Origin of the sequence: Vibrio sp. ECSMB14106 (assembly GCF_000972265.1) — a bacterium.
GTDB classification, from domain to species: domain Bacteria; phylum Pseudomonadota; class Gammaproteobacteria; order Enterobacterales; family Vibrionaceae; genus Vibrio; species Vibrio kanaloae.
Map to the genome: position 1 here is coordinate 1 of NZ_LAUM01000044.1, position 20,759 is coordinate 20,759.

Annotated in this window: 16 protein-coding genes and 1 pseudogene; 7 read left to right on the forward strand and 10 right to left on the reverse strand. The window is 45.7% G+C overall.

Annotated features, from left to right (window positions below; translation table 11 throughout):
* Positions 1-353: 353 nt before the first annotated feature.
* The 6 genes from fre to trxA all read right to left on the reverse strand — a co-directional run bounded on the left by fre (position 354) and on the right by trxA (position 6,188).
* A complete protein-coding gene (gene fre / locus WR49_RS19510) occupies positions 354-1,067 on the reverse strand; it encodes an NAD(P)H-flavin reductase (protein WP_046225122.1) in 714 nt (237 codons plus the stop codon).
* A 20-nt stretch (positions 1,068-1,087) separates the two neighbouring features.
* Positions 1,088-1,357 carry a 2Fe-2S iron-sulfur cluster-binding protein gene (locus WR49_RS19515; RefSeq protein WP_017055265.1) on the reverse strand — a complete coding sequence of 90 codons (270 nt, stop codon included), beginning with the start codon at positions 1,355-1,357 and terminating at the stop codon, positions 1,088-1,090.
* Positions 1,354-3,195 carry a 4-hydroxy-3-polyprenylbenzoate decarboxylase gene (gene ubiD / locus WR49_RS19520; RefSeq protein ID WP_046225123.1) on the reverse strand — a complete coding sequence of 614 codons (1,842 nt, stop codon included), beginning with the start codon at positions 3,193-3,195 and terminating at the stop codon, positions 1,354-1,356. The genes WR49_RS19515 and ubiD overlap by 4 nt, the downstream gene beginning before the upstream one ends.
* Positions 3,196-3,293: 98 nt before the next feature.
* Positions 3,294-4,289, reverse strand: a complete 996-nt coding sequence (locus tag WR49_RS19525; protein ID WP_046225124.1) for a hypothetical protein — start codon at positions 4,287-4,289, stop codon at positions 3,294-3,296.
* A gap of 110 nt (positions 4,290-4,399) precedes the next feature.
* Positions 4,400-5,659: a transcription termination factor Rho gene (rho, locus tag WR49_RS19530; RefSeq protein WP_010440702.1), complete on the reverse strand. Its 1,260-nt coding sequence runs from the start codon at positions 5,657-5,659 to the stop codon at positions 4,400-4,402.
* Positions 5,660-5,861: 202 nt separating this feature from the next.
* Entirely contained in the window at positions 5,862-6,188 is a 327-nt protein-coding gene (trxA, locus tag WR49_RS19535; protein ID WP_010440700.1) for a thioredoxin TrxA, read from the reverse strand.
* A gap of 111 nt (positions 6,189-6,299) precedes the next feature.
* Here trxA and rhlB point away from each other — a divergent pair, with 111 nt between their 5' ends.
* Positions 6,300-7,610: an ATP-dependent RNA helicase RhlB gene (rhlB, locus tag WR49_RS19540; RefSeq protein ID WP_017055268.1), complete on the forward strand. Its 1,311-nt coding sequence runs from the start codon at positions 6,300-6,302 to the stop codon at positions 7,608-7,610.
* 6 nt (positions 7,611-7,616) lie between these two features.
* The gene (gene gppA / locus WR49_RS19545; protein WP_046225125.1) at positions 7,617-9,110 is read left to right on the forward strand and encodes a guanosine-5'-triphosphate,3'-diphosphate diphosphatase; all 1,494 of its coding nucleotides are present in this window, start codon (positions 7,617-7,619) and stop codon (positions 9,108-9,110) included.
* A gap of 104 nt (positions 9,111-9,214) precedes the next feature.
* Here the strand turns inward: gppA and WR49_RS19550 are convergent, their stop codons facing one another.
* The 3 genes from WR49_RS19550 to recQ form a co-directional block, all read right to left on the reverse strand.
* Positions 9,215-9,886, reverse strand: a complete 672-nt coding sequence (locus WR49_RS19550; RefSeq protein ID WP_046225126.1) for a 7-cyano-7-deazaguanine/7-aminomethyl-7-deazaguanine transporter — start codon at positions 9,884-9,886, stop codon at positions 9,215-9,217.
* 271 nt (positions 9,887-10,157) lie between these two features.
* A complete protein-coding gene (locus WR49_RS19555) occupies positions 10,158-10,469 on the reverse strand; it encodes a DUF3630 family protein (protein WP_046225127.1) in 312 nt (103 codons plus the stop codon).
* Positions 10,470-10,518: 49 nt separating this feature from the next.
* A complete protein-coding gene (gene recQ / locus WR49_RS19560; protein ID WP_017055272.1) occupies positions 10,519-12,357 on the reverse strand; it encodes an ATP-dependent DNA helicase RecQ in 1,839 nt (612 codons plus the stop codon).
* 179 nt (positions 12,358-12,536) lie between these two features.
* On the opposite strand from recQ, the gene rarD reads away from it, so the two are divergent.
* The 5 genes and pseudogenes from rarD to tpx all read left to right on the forward strand — a co-directional run bounded on the left by rarD (position 12,537) and on the right by tpx (position 18,231).
* Positions 12,537-13,445 (forward strand): EamA family transporter RarD, encoded by a 909-nt coding sequence (gene rarD, locus WR49_RS19565; protein WP_046225128.1) that lies wholly within the window; start codon positions 12,537-12,539, stop codon positions 13,443-13,445.
* A gap of 86 nt (positions 13,446-13,531) precedes the next feature.
* A pseudogene (locus WR49_RS19570) lies at positions 13,532-14,327 on the forward strand (AraC family transcriptional regulator).
* Positions 14,328-14,416: 89 nt separating this feature from the next.
* Positions 14,417-15,079, forward strand: coding sequence for a LysE family translocator (locus tag WR49_RS19575; protein ID WP_046225129.1), 663 nt, complete (start codon positions 14,417-14,419; stop codon positions 15,077-15,079).
* 91 nt (positions 15,080-15,170) lie between these two features.
* On the forward strand, positions 15,171-16,928 hold the full coding sequence (gene ggt / locus WR49_RS19580) for a gamma-glutamyltransferase (RefSeq protein WP_046225130.1): 1,758 nt from the start codon (positions 15,171-15,173) through the stop codon (positions 16,926-16,928).
* Positions 16,929-17,733: 805 nt separating this feature from the next.
* Positions 17,734-18,231 (forward strand): thiol peroxidase, encoded by a 498-nt coding sequence (gene tpx / locus WR49_RS19585; RefSeq protein WP_046225131.1) that lies wholly within the window; start codon positions 17,734-17,736, stop codon positions 18,229-18,231.
* Positions 18,232-18,400: 169 nt separating this feature from the next.
* Here the strand turns inward: tpx and uvrD are convergent, their stop codons facing one another.
* Positions 18,401-20,575: a DNA helicase II gene (uvrD, locus tag WR49_RS19590; protein ID WP_046225132.1), complete on the reverse strand. Its 2,175-nt coding sequence runs from the start codon at positions 20,573-20,575 to the stop codon at positions 18,401-18,403.
* Positions 20,576-20,759: the final 184 nt, after the last annotated feature.

Here is a 20,759-nt window from a genome sequence, read left to right on the forward strand (position 1 = left end):
TCAACGAGTGCCCACACAGATTGATAGGTTTAAATTGTTAAAGAGCTTCACTTGTTGAATGTTCCTTTTAAGTAAGGAGCCTCTCGAAGTGGACGGCCATTCTAGCGAATTAACATTCAGTGTCAAACACTTTTTTGAAAATTAATTTTTTGTCGCTTTCCGTCTTACTGATTCTTGCTGAAGCCTTGTGGCGTCTGCCGTCTCAGTGGTGTCGCATTATAGGGAACCCTCTCAGCTTAGCAACTACTTTTTCATAAAAAATGAATAAATAGGGGTTAACTGCCTAATAGTTCACCTAAACGTAAAAAAGAGAGTATTTCTGCTCTCTTTTTGCTCAAAATCTACAGGTATTGTTAGATAAACGCGTAAGCATCAGCGTACATATGGTCACGCTTTGCTTCTTTATTCTGAGTAAATAGGTCTCTTGCAGCGCCCGCCATTTCAAAACGACCTGCAATATAGATATCGAAATCAGCTAATGATTCGAAACTTTGCGTAATAGCTTCAAGTACATTACCTGTTTGGCCGTGCCAAACTTCCGGTGCTTCTTCTACTACCGGTACAAAGTGCACATTGCTATGCTTTTCTGCAATGCCAACCAACTCTTCTTTCGCATACAGCTGGCACTCATCTTTTGCGCCCCAGTATAGGTAGATCTCTTTCGAGCTATTTTGCGCGATGCAGTGATCAAGAATAGAGCGCACGTAGCTGAAACCCGTGCCACCAGCAATAAGTAATAGAGGGCGATCACTTTCTTCTTTGATCCAAGCATCTCCATGTGGCGCATCAATAGCTATATCGCCACCTTCAGCTTGTGCCTTCTTCATCGCTTCAACCACTTCTAGTGCGTAAGCATTATGCTCGGCAGCACCAATATGTAGCTCAAGCTCACCTTCGTGGCGGCAAGGGCTACTTGCGATAGAGAATGGGCGCTTATCTTTCTCGCCCATTTCAACCATCAGGTACTGGCCCGCTTTAAAAGCGACCGGTGTTTCTGGGTGAAGTAGGATTTGGTAAGTATTACAAGCCAAAGGCTCGATAGACTTCACTTTACATTTAATAGTCATGTTCTTCCTCTTACTAACCCTTAATCGGCAAAGGTTAGAACTAAATTACTTTCTGCAAATGCTTGGCAAGCAAAAATCCAGCCTTGTTGCTGCTCTTTCTCTGTGAGCATGGGTTCAAGGTGGTAACTCACTTGCCCTTCTAATTTTTTGCACATACACATTGCGCATGCGCCAACTTGGCAACGGTTTGGGAAATAGATATTGCTGTTGAGCGCAGCATCCAAGACCGTTTGCCCTTTTTCTACTGTGAAACTGATGTTTTCTGGGTATAAGACTACTTGGTAGCTCATGAAATTCCTAGCTGTTCCCAGATGCTATCAATCTTTTTCACGACATCAGGATCTTTTGTGATTGGTACACCCCACTCACGTAGGCATTCACCTTCCCACTTATTGGTCGCATCGAGACCCATTTTTGAGTGTCCAGTTTCGTTCAGCAGGAATAACGTATCTCTCGCCGGATCCATTCTGGTCGTTACAGCCCAAATGATGTCATTCCAATCACTCACGTTGACATCACCGTCACACACGATAACAAACTTGTTCTCATCAAATTGAGACCAAACCGCTCCCATGATTTTCTTACCATTACCGGCTGCTTGCTTATCAATAGACACCACAACCATGCTGGCATTGTCGTTTTGCAGGTGAATATCAATAATTTCAGGATGAACCTTGGTTAACTCAGCCAGGCTACCCTCTATATGTTCACTATTTACAGGTGCTGTTTGGACATCTGGCGATAACGCTAACTCTGCGTCCCACTTCTTAGTGATATCTAGACCCATCTTAGAACCCAACCCAACCACGGGTGAGGCAAAATCCAATGAATCGATCGGCGTGTTCTCTATCATCAGGCTATCGCGTGACGGATCCATATGTTCGCACATCGCTGCGGTTATTTGAGACCAATCACGTGCATTCACATCTTCATCACACACCAATACAAATTTGGTGTACATGAATTGGCGTAAGAAAGACCATACACCCATCATCACTCGCTTAGCGTGACCTGGGTATTGCTTCTTCATGGTCACTACTGCCATTCGGTACGAACAACCTTCAGGCGGTAGATAGAAATCTTCAATCTCTGGGAACTGCTTTTGAAGAATAGGCACAAACACTTCATTTAGCGCAACACCCAATACCGCAGGCTCATCAGGTGGACGGCCAGTATAGGTGCTGTGATAGATAGGGTTCTCGCGCATGGTTACATGAGTAATAGTAAACACATGGTGCTTTTCTTTCTCGTTGTAGTAACCAGTATGATCTCCGTAAGGCCCTTCATCCGCAAATTCATTCGGGTCGATGTAACCTTCCATCACGATTTCTGCACTTGCAGGAACTTCTAGATCGTTGCTGATTGATTTAACGACCTCAGTTTTACTACCACGCAGTAAGCCTGCAAACGCGTACTCAGATAAAGTATCCGGCACTGGCGTAACCGCACCAAGAATGGTGGCAGGATCTGCACCAAACGCTACCGATACCGGAAATGGTTTACCTGGGTTGGTTTCCATCCAATCACGCAGATCCAGAGCTCCACCACGGTGGGCTAACCAACGCATGATAATTTTATTCTTGCCGATCTTCTGTTGACGATAGATGCCTAAGTTTTGGCGTTTCTTGTTTGGACCACGAGTAACCGTTAAACCCCATGTTAGCAATGGCGCGACATCGTCAGCCCAACAGCTCATCACGGGAATTTTATCTAGGTCGACGTCGTCGCCTTGCCATACCACTTGTTGGCAAGGCGCTTTGCGAAGGCGTTTAGCTGGCATGTTTAAGACTTGCTTAAACACAGGCAGTTTATCGATAGCGTCTTTAAAACCTTTTGGTGGCTCAGGCTCTTTTAGGTAAGCAAGCAGCTTACCCACTTCACGCAGCTCTTTTACATCCTGACGTCCCATACCAATGGCAACACGATTAGGTGTACCAAATAGGTTAGTCAAAACAGGCATGTCATAACCTACTGGGTTTTCAAACAATAGAGCCGGGCCACCAGCACGTAGAGTACGGTCGCTAATCTCGGTCATTTCATAGTCTGGGTCGACTGGGTGAGAGATGCGTTTCAACTGACCAATACTTTCAAGATGATCGATAAAATCACGTAAATCTTTAAAACTCATAGGACTTCTACATGCTGATTATTCTGCGCTCAGTATATCAAAAAGGGTGACACTGAGGTCCCCCTTTTTAATGTGGTTATTGAGAGCAAAAATCCACTTTACGGTAATGCTTGCTCGATCAAAGAACTCTTCACCTGAGGGTTATCATTCACGAGATCTTGTAACCATCGTGTATGACCTTGTTTTGCTAATTCACGTGCAACCAAAGAAGCTTCATCGGCAATCGCCATTCTAGAGACCAAGAACTCCTTCACCTCTTCTGATAGCGGATTAACCTTGGTAAGCAAAGTAATCGCTTCATCTTTCAAACGTGGATTCTTAGTAGCAGCCATAACCTGCTTAAGCGCAAATGCTTGCTTGGTTTCAGCGAGACGAATCAATTCAGCTTGGCTATGATAATCAGCCTTCATTCGCCATAGAATTTTGTATACCTCTGGGTCTTCGCTCACTTGCGCTAATCGAACCACCACCTCAGTAGAAGGTAACCAGCTCACAATCGACGACGTGGTCAGTTGCTTAGTCAGAAAATCAACCGCTTCAGGCGACAAACTGTCTAGCTCTCTGATTAACAGCGCTTCTCGAGTTTGGACTTGGTGTTCAGGGCCAGATAACCACTCTTTCAGGTCGAGTTCCTGCTTCTCTGCATCTAGCACAAACACCAGTGTCTTCTGATCTTGACGCCATTGTTTGATAAGGCGATTGGCAATTGAAGGGTAATTAAAGGCAGGTACTGTAAACTCATAGCCATCTCCACGCTCTAATACTTGATAAGTTGGCGTAATAGCAAGTTGCTGCTCAATGAAGATAGACATCTTAGGCGTGAGTACGATTTTTTGCTGTTCGAGCTTCTTCAAGAGTTGGTAACGAGCTACCTCTTGCTGGGGAAATGTCAGACGCTCAAGTGCGAAGCGCAGCGAATTGACTTCATCACGTGCGACAAATTCTAATAATTCAGCAGTTTTCAGTTTTACTTGATCATTCTCAAGCCAAGACTCTACTGTCGTTGGAGACATCTCGGTGGCATAGCTCATACCAACCGGGGAAAATAACAGTGAAGTAGACAGGAGTAATGATGACAACAGTCCATGTTGCATTTTAACTTCCTTGTAACACTTTTGGTCATTCTGCAAGCTGTCGCTACAAAATGCAAATAAAAAGCGCCCCCCGAAGGCAGCGCTTTTTAATAACTATAAACCAGTCAAAACTACTGACGACGCATTGCGTCAAAGAACTCATCGTTCGTTTTAGTCATTGCTAGCTTGTCGATAAGGAATTCCATAGCGTCGATTTCGCCCATTGGGTGAACAATCTTACGCAGAATCCACATCTTCTGTAGTTCATCGTTCTTCGTAAGAAGCTCTTCACGACGAGTACCAGAGCGGTTGAAGTCAATAGCTGGGAATACACGCTTTTCAGCAATCTTACGGTTAAGGTGCAGTTCCATGTTACCTGTACCTTTGAATTCTTCGTAGATAACTTCATCCATCTTAGAACCAGTATCAACCAGTGCGGTTGCGATGATCGTTAAGCTACCGCCTTCTTCGACATTACGTGCCGCACCGAAGAAACGCTTTGGACGATGTAGAGCATTCGCATCAACACCACCAGTAAGCACTTTACCTGATGAAGGAATCACAGTGTTGTAAGCACGAGCTAGACGAGTTATAGAATCCAGAAGAATAACTACGTCTTTCTTGTGTTCAACAAGACGCTTCGCCTTCTCGATTACCATTTCTGCTACTTGTACGTGGCGAGATGCTGGTTCATCAAACGTCGATGCGATTACTTCGCCTTTAACTAGGCGCTGCATTTCTGTTACTTCTTCTGGACGCTCATCGATAAGTAGAACCATGAGTTCACACTCAGGATGGTTACGAGCAATGCTTTGAGCAATATTTTGCAGCAGCATTGTTTTACCCGCTTTAGGCGGAGCAACAATCAGACCACGCTGGCCTTTACCAATTGGCGAAGCAAGGTCAAGAATTCGGGCTGTGATATCTTCAGTCGCGCCATTACCCGCTTCCATCACCATACGTTCGTTGGCATGAAGAGGAGTCAGGTTTTCAAAAAGGATTTTGTTACGTGCGTTGTCTGGCTTGTCGTAGTTAACCGTGTTTACTTTAAGTAGTGCAAAGTAACGCTCGCCATCTTTAGGTGGACGGATTTTGCCGCCAATCGAGTCACCAGTGCGAAGGTTAAAACGACGAATCTGGCTTGGTGATACATAAATATCATCTGGCCCAGCAAGGTATGAGCTATCGCCGCTACGCAGGAAACCAAAGCCGTCTTGAAGAATTTCTAGAACACCATCACCAAAGATGTCTTCACCACTTTTTGCGTGCGCTTTAAGGATGGAGAAGATAATGTCTTGTTTTCTTAAGCGAGCTTGATTTTCAAGACCTAGGCTTTCGCTAAGTTTAACAAGTTCAGACACAGGTCTGTTCTTCAGTTCAGTAAGATTCATAGTGGTGGAAGTTTGTTTAGTCAAAATAGGATCTGTTTTCTTAAGTTAAGAAGGATTTGGTCACGCAGGATCGACCAAGAAGAGAAATTCGTTCAATTAACGTGCGATAAATTAGCACTAAAACTAAGACTAGTCCATAGCTTAGAAAAAACAAAACCGCGCATTTGTTAACTGCGCGGTTTCTTTTCAAATGCTCACCTAATTATAGGTTAGCGTCTAGGAACTCTTTAAGTTGAGTTTTAGACAGTGCACCAACTTTAGTTGCTGCTACGCCACCATCTTTGAAAAGAAGTAGCGTTGGAATACCGCGAATACCAAATTTTGGTGGAGTACCTGCGTTTTGGTCGATATTTAATTTACCGATAGTGAGCTTGCCTTCGTACTCGTCTGCGATTTCATCAAGAATCGGCGCAATCATCTTACAAGGACCACACCATTCAGCCCAAAAATCAACAAGAACCGGGCCTGCAGCGTTGATCACATCGTTATCAAAACCGTCATCAGTTAGCTGCAAAATCTTATCACTCATCTTCCACTCCAATGTATTTTTTAGAACTGGTTGGATGATAACCAGTAAATAGATGCCCTATTGGAATGTATTTACTTTCGTATTGCAAGCTTAAGCTGATATTCTATAGCAATGAAAAAGACGCATATCACAGAGCAAAAGTTCGCCGACTTGGATTTACTTCCGCAAGTCATTGAAGGATTGGAAAAAAAAGGGTTCGATTACTGTACTCCTATCCAAGCCTTGGCGCTCCCGGTACTGCTCACCGGCCAAGACATTGCAGGCCAGGCCCAAACGGGCACTGGTAAAACGCTTGCGTTTCTTACTGCTACTTTTAACCACCTACTAAAAACACCTGAGCATGAAGGGCGTAAGCCTAACCAGCCGCGTGCGATTATTATGGCTCCTACGCGTGAACTCGCGATTCAGATCTACAATGATGCTGACTCTCTAGTGGCAAGCACGGGTATCAAGGCCGCACTGGCTTACGGTGGCGAAAGCTACGACAAACAGCTAGGTAAAATCGAAGAAGGCGCAGATATCTTAATTGGTACTACTGGCCGTATCATCGACTTCTACAAGCAAAAGGTATTTAACCTTAACCACATTCAAGCCGTTGTTCTTGACGAAGCGGATCGCATGTTCGATTTGGGCTTTATTAAAGACATTCGCTTCTTGTTTCGCCGTATGCCTGAGCCAAAAGATCGCCTGAACATGCTGTTCTCTGCGACGCTGTCTTACCGCGTACAAGAACTTGCCTTCGAACACATGCACAACCCAGAGCATGTCGTTGTTGAGCCTGAGCGTAAGACTGGTCACCGTATTCAAGAAGAGCTCTTCTACCCTTCTAACGAACACAAAATGGCTCTTCTACAAACGTTAATCGAAGAAGAGTGGCCAGATCGCGCAATCATCTTCGCTAACACTAAACACAAATGTGAATCAGTTTGGGGCCACTTGGCTGCCGATGGTCACCGTGTTGGTTTGCTAACGGGTGATGTTCCTCAGAAGAAACGCGAAAAGATTCTTGAGCAATTTACTAAAGGCGATGTTGACCTGCTTGTAGCAACGGATGTTGCAGCACGTGGCCTACACATTCCTCAAGTGACTCACGTATTCAACTTCGATCTACCTGACGATTGTGAAGATTACGTTCACCGTATTGGTCGTACAGGTCGTGCTGGTGAAAGCGGTCACTCAATCAGCTTTGCTTGTGAAGATTACGCAATCAACTTGCCGCCAATCGAAGAATACATTGAACACGCTATCCCAATGTCTGACTACGATGCTTCTGCACTACTTGAAGATCTACCAGCACCATTGCGTTTACGTACACGTAACCCGCAACAACGCCGCTCAAACAATAACGGCCCACGCAACGGTAACCGTAAACCAAACCAGAACCGTCGCCCACGCCAACCGCGTAATAACAAGGAAGCTTAGTCGCTTATGAGTCAAACAGTGTCACCCCCGCTTTACGCTGCAATCGACCTCGGGTCGAACAGTTTTCATATGCTCGTTGTGCGTCATATTGATGGCAGCGTTCAAACCATGGCTAAGATTAAGCGTAAAGTTCGCTTAGCTGCAGGCTTAGATGAAAATAATGCGCTTAGTTTAGAAGCGATGCAGCGAGGCTGGGTCTGTTTGAGTCTCTTTGCAGAGCGACTGCAAGACATTCCTCAAGAAAATATCCGCATTGTCGGTACCGCGACCTTACGTACTGCAACCAATGTGGATACCTTTCTAGAAAAAGCCAACCAGATACTTGGCTACGACATCAATGTTATCTCCGGTGAAGAAGAAGCTGCGACCATCTATAAAGGCGTCGCACATACTTCTGGAGGCAGCGGCCGCCGCTTAGTGGTTGATATTGGTGGTGCGAGTACCGAGATGATCATTGGTGAAGGTTTCTCATCTAAAGCCTTAACGAGCCTCAAAATGGGTTGTGTTACCTGGCTTGAGCGACACTTTAAAGATCGTCAACTTACTGCAACTAACTTCAATAATGCTATTGAAGCAGCTAAGTCTACGTTGAGGCCTATCCTAGATAGCTATATGGATATCGGATGGGATGTGTGCGTGGGCGCCAGTGGTACCGTTCAAGCACTACAAGAAATCATGTTAGCGCAAGGCATGGATGAAGTGATTACTCATGCCAAACTTAAGCGCCTACAGAAACAAGCCATGATTACTGAGCGTTTAGAAGAGCTAGAAATAGAAGGGTTAACTCTTGAGCGCGCTTTAGTGTTTCCAAGCGGCCTATCTATTCTAATTGCTATCTTTGAGCTGCTTGAGATTGAATCAATGACTCTCGCGGGCGGTGCGCTCCGTGAAGGCTTAGCCTACGAGATGGTTGACGAATTACGCCAAAAAGACATTCGAGCTCGCACAGTTACGAGTATTCAGTCTCGCTACCAAATGGATGTGACCTACGGTGAGCAAGTCGCCTCACTAGCACAATCTTTGTTTGAACAAGCAGGTGCTGAAACATGGGTTCCAGAACCTCAAGCAAGCGTCCTACTACAAACCGCAGCCAAACTGCATGAAATTGGTTTAACCATCGATTTCAAAAAGGGCGGCGAGCACAGTGCATACTTACTACAAAACTTGGATTTACCTGGTTTTACACGAGCGCAAAAACACTACCTCGGTGAGTTAACACGCCGCTATCGTGAACAGTTGACTTCGTTACCAGAGCAACATGCAGTGTCAGGCACTAGCAGCAAACGTATTTTACGCATTCTACGTTTAGCCATTTTACTAACCCATCGCCGTAATCCTGACCTTGTGGCTCAAGTAAAATTAACGGCAGAAGATGACAAGCTAACACTTAATCTGTCCAAGCAATGGCTCGTAGACAATCCATTGACTGCGGCAGAGCTAGAGAGCGAGTCTAATAGGCAAACAGACATTGGCTGGCCACTGACGATTGAAAGCACCTGATATTCTTATCTGATGCCAAAAATTAAAAAAGCCCAAGTTCATTTTCAAACGTGGGCTTTTTCTTATCACTGTATTAACAACGCAATGCATCACCAGCCGAAAGCTTATGCACTAATACCCGTCGCTTTAAAATCAGGATTTACGGCGGTTAACTTCCTAACAATGTAGTTTAGAAGCACACCGTACATTGGAACAAACAAGCCTAGGCTGATAATAAGTTTGAACCCGTAGTCAACCAACGCAATTTCAGTCCAGTGCTCTGCCATAAATGGATCAGGGCTTTGGTAGAAAGCAATCGCAAAGAACGCGATGGTATCAATGGCATTGCCGAATAGCGTTGAACACGTTGGCGCAACCCACCATTGCTTCATTTGGCGTAAGCGGTTGAAAACATGCACATCTAAGATCTGGCCAAGCAGGTAAGCCATAAAGCTCGCTACAGCGATACGTGCAACAAACAAGTTGAACTCACCTAGTTGACTAAAGCCTTGGAATGAACCTTCAAAGAACACCACAGACAAGAAATAAGAAACGGCCAGTGCAGGTAGCATCACTAAGAAAATGATTTTACGGGCAAGCTGCGCGCCAAAAATACGTACGGTCAGATCGGTCGCTAGGAAGATAAACGGGAAAGTGAAAGCGCCCCAAGTGGTGTGCATACCGAAGACGGTAAAAGGTAGCTGAACCAGATAGTTGCTTGACGCAATAATCACCAAATGGAACAAAACTAATAGTGCTAGGGCTTTGCGCTGTTGCGCAGGGGTAAAGTTACTCATGCTGTACCTTTTTAGTTTGGTTTGGGGGTGAGGGAACCCAAATCGAGTCATTTCTTCGAATAATCCAAGAAAGCTCTTACCAATAATGTGAATTAAAAAATGTATCTAAAAATTGCTCTGCTGAGCGGCGGGCGATTATACATTAATCAATATTGGCTGCAACGGTGAGAACAGACGCAAACGTTTATCCTCACTTTTATTGGTGAATGGCGTTAGAAGCTAAGTTTTAAAAGCCAGGTTTAAAAGCTACGTTGAGAACCCACGCTAAAAGTTAGAAACCGCGCTTGAAAAGCGTCGCGAGATAATCAAACTCTTCTCGGCTTTCTTCTGAGTTTAACGACTCAAACCAAATTGATTCGCTGTAATGCTCAGACTTTAAAAACATTCGACAATCTTCAAAGTCAATCAACCAAGAGTGCATATCGGCGTCCCATTGCTTTTCAACAACTGACGCTGACAGCAACGCCACCAGCTTTTCACCTAGCACTTCATAAGAATCAAAATCAAAACTTGGAGACGTAATTAATAAGCGCCCTTCCTCAGCCAAATACTCTCTTAAGCCAAATTCTGTTGGTGTTGTCATGTCCCTATTAACCTTTTTCTTTTTCTATTAGTTAGACGTTTCTTGCAAACTAGCCGTGTGTCGTGATGTGTTCTTGAATCAAATCTAAGAATGGGTCTGCGTACTTATCGAGTTTGCGTTGACCAACACCGTTTACTGCCAGCATCTCACCGTATGAGGTCGGCAGTACTTCGGCCATATCAATCAGGGTCGCATCACTGAATACCACATAAGGTGGTAAGCCATCTTCATCAGCAATTGACTTACGCAGCTTACGCAGTTTGGCAAACAACTTCTTATCGTAGTTCTTGCTACTTAGCTTATCGGACTTAGCACTGCGCACCGCTGTATCTAAACGAGGAACAGCAAGCTCTAAAGACATCTCACCGCGCAGTAACGGACGCGCCTCTTCCGTTAGCTGTAAAGTCGAGTTACGAGTGATGTTCTGGAACAGCAAACCTTTGTGAATTAACTGACGGAAGATACTGATCCAGTAGTCGTGGCTGTGATCGCGGCCAATACCGTAAGTAGACAGCTTATCGTGACCATTATCGCGGACACGGATGTTCTGCATGCCGCGCATCACCTCCACCACATAACCCATACCAAACGACTGATTGACACGATACACACAAGACAACGCCTTCTGCGCCTCTTGGGTCGCATCAAAGTGTTTTGGCGGGTCGAGGCAGATATCGCAGTTGCCGCATTGCTTCTCTCGATATTCGCCAAAGTAGTTCAACAAAACCTGACGACGACAGGTTTGCGCTTCGGCAAAGGCACTCATTGCGTTCAGTTTGTGCATCTCTACTTGTTTTTGCGGGCCTTCTTCTTTTTCATCAAGCATACGACGTAGCCAACCCATATCAGCAGGATCAAACAGCATCATTGCTTCAGCAGGCAAACCATCACGACCAGCACGGCCAGTCTCTTGGTAGTAAGATTCGATATTGCGAGGTATATCAAAGTGGACCACAAAACGTACGTTGGGTTTGTTGATCCCCATACCAAAGGCCACAGTCGCGACAACGATCTGAATATCATCACGTTGGAAGGCTTCTTGAACGTAAGCACGCTCGTCGGTGTCCATGCCAGCGTGATAACCCGCAGCACGAAGACCGTTATTACACAGCTTCTCAGTCACCATCTCCACTTTCTTACGACTACCACAATAGATGATGCCGCAATTGCCTTTCTGTGTTTCTAGGTAGCGAACCACTTGAGACACGGGTTTATGCTTCTCAACTAAGTTATAACGGATGTTAGGACGATCGAAGCTGCCTAAATAAGTGTGTGGCTCCACCAGCTGCAAACGCGAAATAATATCTTTGCGCGTTGCGTCATCAGCGGTTGCCGTCAGCGCCATATAAGGCACGTGCGGGAAATATTGTTTCAGTTGGCCTAATGAGGCGTATTCCGGGCGGAAGTCATGTCCCCATTGAGAAATGCAGTGCGCCTCATCCACCGCAATCATCGAAAGCGATAAACCTTGTAGGCGCTCGATGAAGTCTCGCATCAACACACGTTCTGGCGAAGCGTAAACCATCTTCAATTGGCCTGAGTTCATGCGGTTGAACACGCTCAATAGTTGGTCACGTGGCATTGAAGAGTTAATGCACTCTGCCGCGACACCATTGGCCTTCAATTGGTCAACTTGGTCTTTCATCAGCGAGATCAGTGGTGAGATAACCAGAGTGAGCCCTTCACGAACCAAAGCAGGAATCTGATAACACAGGGACTTACCGCCACCAGTAGGCATAATCACCAGGCTATCTTGGCCTTCAACGGCCAGATCGATGACCTCTTGCTGACCATCGCGAAAGCTTTGATAGCCAAACACATCTTGTAAGATGTTTTGCGCATCATTCGCGGGAGTCGGTATTTGCTCAGCAATCAGAGTGGCGGTCATTATGGTTCCTAATCGAGGTATGAAATCAGCGAGCATCGTTAGCAAGCAAGGCGCACATTGTAGAGGGGAACGCTGGTGAATTAAACCGCAAATTGCTAGGTGAAAAATGTTAACGCTCCTATACTAGCCAACTCTCTTATAAATCTTATTAATAAGCACCCAGTGCTAGAGAAAGTTGTATGACATCAGAAGAACAACAACGCACTCGACAAGGAGTGTTGCTTGCCATTGGCGCTTACACTATGTGGGGTATCGCCCCTATATATTTCAAATCGTTAAGTGACGTATCCCCACTGGAGATCCTTAGCCACCGTGTAGTATGGTCTTTTTTCCTACTCGCTTTCCTATTACACATTAGCCGCAGTTGGCGTAAGGTGCGTGACACCTTGACCTCAAAACCAAAAATGCTCTATTTGGTAGTGACTTCTACCTTGGTGGGCGCAAATTGGCTGATCTTTATCTGGGCGATTAACTCCAATCACATGCTCGATGCCAGCTTGGGGTATTACATCAATCCGCTGATTAACGTGTTACTCGGGATGATCTTCCTTGGCGAACGCTTACGTAAACTACAATGGTTTGCGGTTGTACTGGCGGCAATTGGCGTATTAGTCCAATTGATTGCGTTTGGATCTGTACCAATCGTAGCGATAGCGCTGGCATTCAGTTTTGGGTTTTATGGATTGCTACGTAAAAAAGTCAGCTTAGAAGCGCAAACCGGCTTGTTCATCGAAACCTTGGTCATGCTACCTCTCGCAGCGACTTACTTATTGTTTATTGTCGATAGTCCAACTTCAGACCTCTCAGCAAACCCTATACAGCTCAACCTGTTACTGGTTGCTGCAGGTGTGATTACGACAATTCCATTACTGTGCTTTACCGGCGCTGCAACACGGTTGAAACTGTCGACACTCGGCTTCTTCCAATACATTGGCCCAAGCTTGATGTTCTTGTTAGCGGTACTGATTTATGGAGAAGCGTTTACTAGTGACAAAGCGATTACCTTTGCCTTTATTTGGGGAGCTCTCGTCATTTTCAGCTTTGATGGACTGCGTAACAACAAGCAGAATAAACTCGTGAAACAGTAGTACTGATCGTTTTTTACAAGACAATGGCTCATTACAAAGATAAGCTTGGTTGAATTGATGACAATTTGACCAAGCTTTTTTGTACCATGGATAAAGTCCACTATTACTCAACACCCAGCCAAGATATCAGCCTGATCCGAGCTCAATACCAAGAGTTTGCCTTTCAGCGTCACTATCATTTGGACTTTCACATCGGCTTAATCACCCAAGGTCAACAAAAGTTTGTCTACAAGGGCACCAGCTACCACGCAGGCGCTGGGCAAGTGGTGATGATGCCACCAGATGAGCTACATGACGGCCATTCCGAATTAGAATCTGGTTATCAAGTCAGTGTTTTTTCTGTCTCCCCACAATGGCTAAGCGATCTTGCCGATCAGAGGGAGCATGGTCACACTTTAAGCTTTTCTGAATTGATCCTCTCCGATCCGGCGACTTTTTTTACAATTGTGTAACTTACATGCTCTGCTAATCAATCAAAACATCAGCCAGCTCGCTCAAGACTGCCTCCCTTATGAAGGTTTCTCAACCATTGTTGATCGCTATGTGAAATTTGGATCAAAAAGCCAAGTTCAATTAGGCATCCAATCTATCCATACCTTGAAAGAATATTTAATGGCAAATCTTGACCAGCCCGTTCGATTAGAACAACTGTCTGACCTGTGCGACTTAACCACCACTCAATTCCAGCGTCATTTTAAAAATAAGATGGGCATAACTCCCTACGCGTGGCTAAGTCGTTTACGAATGGAACAAGGCATGCGACTGATTAAGTCTGGTGTTAGCGGCACCGAGGTGGCTCATCAAGTTGGATTTTACGATCAAGCCCATTTCTCAAAGGCATTTAAGACAGCATTCGGCGTTTCTCCCTCGAAAATTAACTAAGCGTTGATAATTTACAATTGAGTGATCGAAAATAGCGGTAAGCTGATCTCAACGAAACCCAACAGAACAACCGAGTTATTGGACCCGATATGAACGAAGTCACCATCTTAGTCACCCTAGCCTCTATCCACTTTATTGCTTTGATGAGCCCCGGCCCTGATCTGGCTTTAGTTGTGCAAAACGCGACACGTCATGGACGCCAAACCGGTTTGTACATTGCGCTTGGACTATCTTGCGGGATCCTACTGCATTCATTATTTAGCCTGACGGGAATTAGCTACCTCGTCCACCAGCAACCGACTCTGTTTGCCATAATCCAGTTGGCAGGTGGTAGTTACTTACTTTACTTAGGTTTTGGTGCCCTTAGAGCCACTTGGAACATCGTTCAGCAGAGTGACGACCAAGCGGTAGAGACAAAAACCAAAGATCTGGTTATCGCAAATAAAAGAGAAGCCTTCTCGAAGGGCTTTGCTACTAATATCCTTAACCCAAAAGCCTTAGTGTTCTTCATCAGCTTGATGTCGAGCTTAGTCCCTGCGGATATGTCGCAGTCTGGCAAAGGAATTGCGCTCGTGATCCTATTTGGCTTATCGCTATTTTGGTTTTCACTATTGGCGTGGATGCTTTCTACTAAAGTGCTGCAAAAGAAGCTCAGCGAAGCAACTGTGTACATCGACGGGTTATGTGGTGTGGTATTTAGCATCATTGGCCTGAGTATTCTTTGGCAGTCGCTGTCTGGTTTGATCGCTTAAATTCGAATCAACATTACAATTCGTTAACAACGCACTGGCTATCTTATCTTTCCACTGCCAATCTAACTCTGCATATTAAAAGGAGAAGCTCATGCAGTGGAAAACAAAACTAACAACCCTCGCCACTTCTACCCTACTTTTTGCCTCTCACGTCAGTTGGGCAAATCAAGCTGCCGATTCCGTCGCTCCAGAACAAAGTAGTGGTTTAGAAACCAAACAGCTCGTTAAAGCCAACGATTGGATGGTCACTGCGGCCAACCCACTGGCGACCCAAGCGGGTGCCGATGTACTTGCTCGTGGTGGTAACGCCATTGATGCCATGGTTGCCGTGCAACTGATGCTTGGCTTAGTAGAACCGCAGTCATCAGGTATTGGCGGTGGCGCATTCCTTGTTTATTTTGATAGCAAGGACAAGCAACTCAAAACCTACGATGGCCGCGAAACTGCACCTCTTGATGCCACACCACGTCTATTCCAAGACGAAAACGGCCAACCGCTTAAGTTTTATGATGCCGTTGTTGGCGGTCGCTCCGTAGCGACGCCAGGCACGGTGCAATTACTGTGGGATACTCACCAGAAATACGGCAAGTTAGAGTGGGCATCACTGATCAAACCTATCGCACAACTGGCTGAAAAAGGTTTTACCATCAGCCCACGTTTAGCCACCTTGATCGAAAATGACCAACAGCGTCTAAGCCGCTTTACCACTACCAAAGCCTACTTCTTTAATGCCGATGGCAGCCCAAAAGCCGCTGGCACGCAACTTAAGAACCCAGAATACGCCGCCACGTTAAACGCTATCTCAAAGGATGGAGCTAAGGCTTTCTATCAAGGTGAGATTTCTACTGACATTATCAACACAGTACAAACAGCAAAAGGTAACCCCGGCGTATTAGCACAGAAAGACTTCGATGCGTATTCCATCAAGCAACGTGAACCCGTTTGTTCCGCTTATGAGAGTTACGATGTATGTGGGATGGGGCCACCAAGCTCTGGTGCGTTAACCGTTGGGCAGATCTTAGCAATGACCGAGCAGTTTGATATGAAATCATGGGGGCCAAACGACGCGAAATCTTGGCAAGTGTTAGCGGACGCTTCTCGCCTAGCCTTTGCTGACAGAGGCATGTACATGGCAGACCAAGATTACGTGCCAATGCCAACCCAAGGGTTAGTGAATACTGACTATTTACAGGAACGAGCCCAGTTAATTACTGCAGGTAAGGCATTAGACAGTGCGCCATCAGGCACCCCGCCGTGGGATCACGCAATGCTGCAAAGCCAAGATGTTTCTATTGAATTACCGTCCACTAGCCACTTCAATATTGTCGATAGAGATGGCAATGTCGTATCGATGACCACCACCATTGAGAATGCATTCGGCTCACGCTTGATGGTGAGAGGCTTTCTGCTCAACAACGAACTAACGGATTTCTCATTCAAGACCCATAACGATGGCAAACCCATCGCCAACCGACTTGAACCGGGTAAGCGTCCGCGCTCTTCGATGGCTCCAACCATCATCATGCAAGACGATAAACCTTACATGGCGATTGGTTCTCCGGGTGGTAGCCGTATCATAGGTTATGTAGCACAAGCCATCATTGCCCATACCCAATGGGACATGGATATTCAACAAGCGATCAACCAACCGCACTTCCTAAACCGTTTCGGCACCCTAGATTTGGAAAAAGGAACATCGGCGGAAAACTTCAAACCTGAGCTGGAAAAGATGGGATTTGAGGTCAATATTCGCGATCTTAACTCGGGTTTACACGCCATTCGCATCACAAAAGATGGCCTAGAAGGTGCTGCAGACCCTCGCCGTGAAGGTGCCGCTATCGGCCAATAACGGAAAACACTCCCTTTTTACCCACTGTCTTGTGCGAGATCTCTTACAAGACAGTGAGCATATATCGATATTTAATGGAGAAAATAGGTAGACGTTAATCACAAGCACTTGAAAATAAACATAATGTACATTTATCATTCAAATAATTATCTAGAAATTAGCTGGAGCCCCATTGCCGATAGGTAAGGAATGGGTAATATTAGAGGTGTCGGAAGGATGCTGACACGGAACAGGAAATACCACGGACTTGGTTATCTTCAGGATGAAGATTCGATTACTCAGGATGAATAATCGGCATGGATAGCGAAATGGACATTGAATGGACGCAATAGTAACTAGGATGGTTACTACTAAGGAAGACAATGGACACCTCTGGACGAGGAAAGGACTGAACATCAGGATGATGTAAAGGACACCGCTCAAGGAACAAGTGACGCGCGCTAACGAGGAATGTTGGCAGATCAGGATAAGATCAAGGACACCGCTAGGAAGGCGATGAAAGGAATACGCTGAAGGATGACAGCACACTATCATGGATTTGATGCATGGAGCACACTTAGTAGCCGGATTGCTGCGAGTAAGACTATAGACCCCGATGAGCGCAAGCTCTCGGGGTTTTTCTTTATCTATACCGCTGTCTATTGCTTTTCAATTGGCCAACTCAATCTAACGGCCAACCGAACATAAAAATACGTTTAATTATAATTCTGACATTTAAAGCATTCACTTCTTAACCACTTCAGAGTAACGTAAGTCTCACTAGCATCAATTAGTTTCATAACCATAATTAAATTAAGGACAATCTATGTCACACGTTACCTTCAAAAGTGCAGCTGTTCCCCTAACAGGCACATTCCCACAAACAGGCGAAAAGGCACCAAGCTTTGCACTGACTGCGGGCGATCTTTCTGAACTGACTCTTGCTTCTCTTGAAGGCAAGAAAGTGGTTCTAAACATCTTCCCAAGCATCGACACAGCAACTTGTGCGACGAGCGTACGTACGTTCAACGCAAAAGCAGCGGAGCTTGAGAACACGGTTGTGGTTTGTATTTCTGCTGACCTACCGTTTGCTGCGGGTCGCTTCTGCGAACTAGAAGGCATTGAAGGCGTTCAACACGCTTCGACTTTCCGCTCGCCTGCGTTCGCATCAGACTACGGCGTAGCGATTGCTGAAGGCCCACTATCAGGCCTAACAACACGTGCCGTTGTCGTTGTTGATGAAAAAGGTGTGGTAACACACAGCGAGTTGGTTGCCGAGATCACTGAAGAACCAAACTACGAAGCGGCACTTGCAGCACTGTAAGCATCCTTTCTAGGCAGAAATGCCTTAAGCTCGATTCAGCCGATTTAGACTGGTTCCGAGCAATAAAAAGAGCAGCCATTGGCTGCTCTTTCTGTTTTTAATGCGGGTTACTTTAAATGCTGAACGGTTTTTAAAGACCACACTGCTTTCTAAATGCTGAAGTAGCAGATTAAAGCTGCTCTAAACGAGCGTAAGCCGTCACCAACCACTTGATGCCTTCACCATTAAACGCGACTTGAACTCGGCTTTGCGGGCCACTTCCCTCGAAGTTAATGATGGTACCTTCACCAAACTTAGGGTGCTTCACGCGAGAGCCCAAGCTAAAGCCTGTTTCGTTGAAATTCTCTTTCACGGCAGTTTGGCTAAAGCGACCGCTGCTTGCAGGACGGCTCACTTGCGCTTTCATACGCACTTCATCCAGACAGGTCTCAGGTAGCTCACGAATAAAGCGGGATGGTTTGTGGTATTTGTCTTGTCCGTACAAACGACGCATCTCTGCGTAGGTGATGTACAGCTTCTCCATCGCACGAGTCATGCCTACGTAACACAGGCGACGTTCTTCTTCTAAACGCCCTGCTTCTTCCGCTGACATCTGGCTTGGGAACATGCCTTCTTCGACACCCACCATGAATACCATTGGGAACTCTAGGCCTTTGGCACTGTGCAGAGTCATTAGCTGAACCGCATCATCAAACTCATCAGCCTGACCTTCACCCGCTTCCAAAGCTGCATGAGTCAAGAAAGCATTAAGCATGCTCATCTCATCCGCTTCTTCCGGCTTTTCAAATTGACGCGTCGCCGTTACCAATTCTTCCAAGTTCTCAATACGAGCCTTAGACTTCTCACCCTTCTCTTGCTCGTACATCGCAAACAGACCCGACGATTTAATCACGTGGTCGGTTTGTTCATGCAGGCTAAGTTCTAGCGTGTCATCTTCAAGCGCATTAATCAGCTCAATAAAACGACTCAATGCACCCGCAGCACGACCGGGTAGCACTTGCTCTTCGATCAAAGCAACACTTGCTTCCCACATGGTTGCACCACGATCACGTGCTGCGAGACGAATCGTTTCTAACGTTTTATCGCCTAAGCCACGCGTTGGCGTATTGACGACACGTTCAAACGCCGCATCATTACTGCGATTGCTCATTAACCGCATGTAGCTCAACGCGTCCCTGATTTCTTGACGCTCGAAGAATCGCATGCCACCGTAGATTCGGTAAGGCAGGCCACCTTGAATAAGCGCTTCTTCAAGAACACGCGATTGGGCGTTATTACGATAAAGCATTGCGGTATCTTCTAGCGCGCCGCCTTTTTCTTGCCACTCTTTGATCTTGCTAACCGTGAAACGCGCTTCATCTAGCTCATTATAAGCCGAGTAAACTGAGATTGGCTCACCATCGTTTCCATCGGTCCACAACTCTTTACCCATACGTTCGGTGTTGTTCGAGATAAGTTCGTTCGATGCCTGCAGAATGGTTTTGGTTGAACGGTAGTTCTGTTCGAGTCGAACCGTCGAAGCTCCTGGGAATTCATCCAAGAACTTCTGAATATTTTCGATCTTCGCACCACGCCAGCCATAGATAGATTGGTCATCATCACCCACGATCATCACGCGACAATCTGGGCCTGCCATCATCCGCAACCAAGCGTATTGGATGTTGTTGGTATCTTGGAATTCGTCGACAAGAATGTGCTTAAAGCGAGCTTGGTAATGCTCTCGGATGTGTTTCTTATCGCGCAATAGTTCATGCGATCTCAACAAGATTTCAGCAAAGTCGACCAAGCCCGCACGGTCACATGCTTCTTGGTAAGCAGAGTAAATCTTTAACCACGTTTGAGTTATTGGATCATGGTAGGCATCAATGTGACTTGGGCGTAATCCTTCGTCTTTTTTGCCATTGATCCACCAAGAAGCTTGCTTGGCTGGCCACTGCTTTTCATCCAGGTTTTGCGCTTTGATTAAACGGCGTAGCAAACGAACCTGATCATCAGAATCAATGATTTGGAAATCTTCTGGCAGCTTTGCATCTAAGTAGTGAGCACGAAGGATGCGGTGACAAATACCGTGGAAAGTGCCGTTCCACATGCCTGACGAGCTGCCCATCATCAACTCTTCAATACGGCCACGCATCTCTGCTGCCGCTTTGTTGGTGAAGGTTACTGACATGATAGAAAACGGTGAGGCTTGCTCTACGCTTTGCAGCCAAGCGATACGATGCACCAACACTCGCGTTTTACCACTACCAGCACCTGCCAGAATAAGTAGATTTTCTAAAGGTGCTGCGACCGCCTCACGTTGTTTGTCGTTTAGGCCATCGAGTAAAAGCGAAGGATCGATCATTGGATATGCTCACTACTGGGTATTTATACATAAAAGTTGATTATAACCTAAACACTAAGCTGCGTTTAGGGGAATAAGAAGAAAAAACATCCAAAATTTAACAAAATAAAATCAACAACTTAAATGTAGACGTACAACTAACATCGATAAATACTGCAATGTAGTGAAATTATTTCCAAGTTAT

What these genes read in the sequence shown, in the direction of transcription:
- fre (WP_046225122.1), bottom strand. Translation starts at nt 1,067, where the DNA reads ATGACTATTAAATGTAAAGTGAAGTCTATCGAGCCTTTGGCTTGTAAT.
- WR49_RS19515 (WP_017055265.1), bottom strand. Translation starts at nt 1,357, where the DNA reads ATGAGCTACCAAGTAGTCTTATACCCAGAAAACATCAGTTTCACAGTA.
- ubiD (WP_046225123.1), bottom strand. Translation starts at nt 3,195, where the DNA reads ATGAGTTTTAAAGATTTACGTGATTTTATCGATCATCTTGAAAGTATT.
- WR49_RS19525 (WP_046225124.1), bottom strand. Translation starts at nt 4,289, where the DNA reads ATGCAACATGGACTGTTGTCATCATTACTCCTGTCTACTTCACTGTTA.
- rho (WP_010440702.1), bottom strand. Translation starts at nt 5,659, where the DNA reads ATGAATCTTACTGAACTGAAGAACAGACCTGTGTCTGAACTTGTTAAA.
- trxA (WP_010440700.1), bottom strand. Translation starts at nt 6,188, where the DNA reads ATGAGTGATAAGATTTTGCAGCTAACTGATGACGGTTTTGATAACGAT.
- rhlB (WP_017055268.1), top strand. Translation starts at nt 6,300, where the DNA reads ATGAAAAAGACGCATATCACAGAGCAAAAGTTCGCCGACTTGGATTTA.
- gppA (WP_046225125.1), top strand. Translation starts at nt 7,617, where the DNA reads ATGAGTCAAACAGTGTCACCCCCGCTTTACGCTGCAATCGACCTCGGG.
- WR49_RS19550 (WP_046225126.1), bottom strand. Translation starts at nt 9,886, where the DNA reads ATGAGTAACTTTACCCCTGCGCAACAGCGCAAAGCCCTAGCACTATTA.
- WR49_RS19555 (WP_046225127.1), bottom strand. Translation starts at nt 10,469, where the DNA reads ATGACAACACCAACAGAATTTGGCTTAAGAGAGTATTTGGCTGAGGAA.
- recQ (WP_017055272.1), bottom strand. Translation starts at nt 12,357, where the DNA reads ATGACCGCCACTCTGATTGCTGAGCAAATACCGACTCCCGCGAATGAT.
- rarD (WP_046225128.1), top strand. Translation starts at nt 12,537, where the DNA reads ATGACATCAGAAGAACAACAACGCACTCGACAAGGAGTGTTGCTTGCC.
- WR49_RS19575 (WP_046225129.1), top strand. Translation starts at nt 14,417, where the DNA reads ATGAACGAAGTCACCATCTTAGTCACCCTAGCCTCTATCCACTTTATT.
- ggt (WP_046225130.1), top strand. Translation starts at nt 15,171, where the DNA reads ATGCAGTGGAAAACAAAACTAACAACCCTCGCCACTTCTACCCTACTT.
- tpx (WP_046225131.1), top strand. Translation starts at nt 17,734, where the DNA reads ATGTCACACGTTACCTTCAAAAGTGCAGCTGTTCCCCTAACAGGCACA.
- uvrD (WP_046225132.1), bottom strand. Translation starts at nt 20,575, where the DNA reads ATGATCGATCCTTCGCTTTTACTCGATGGCCTAAACGACAAACAACGT.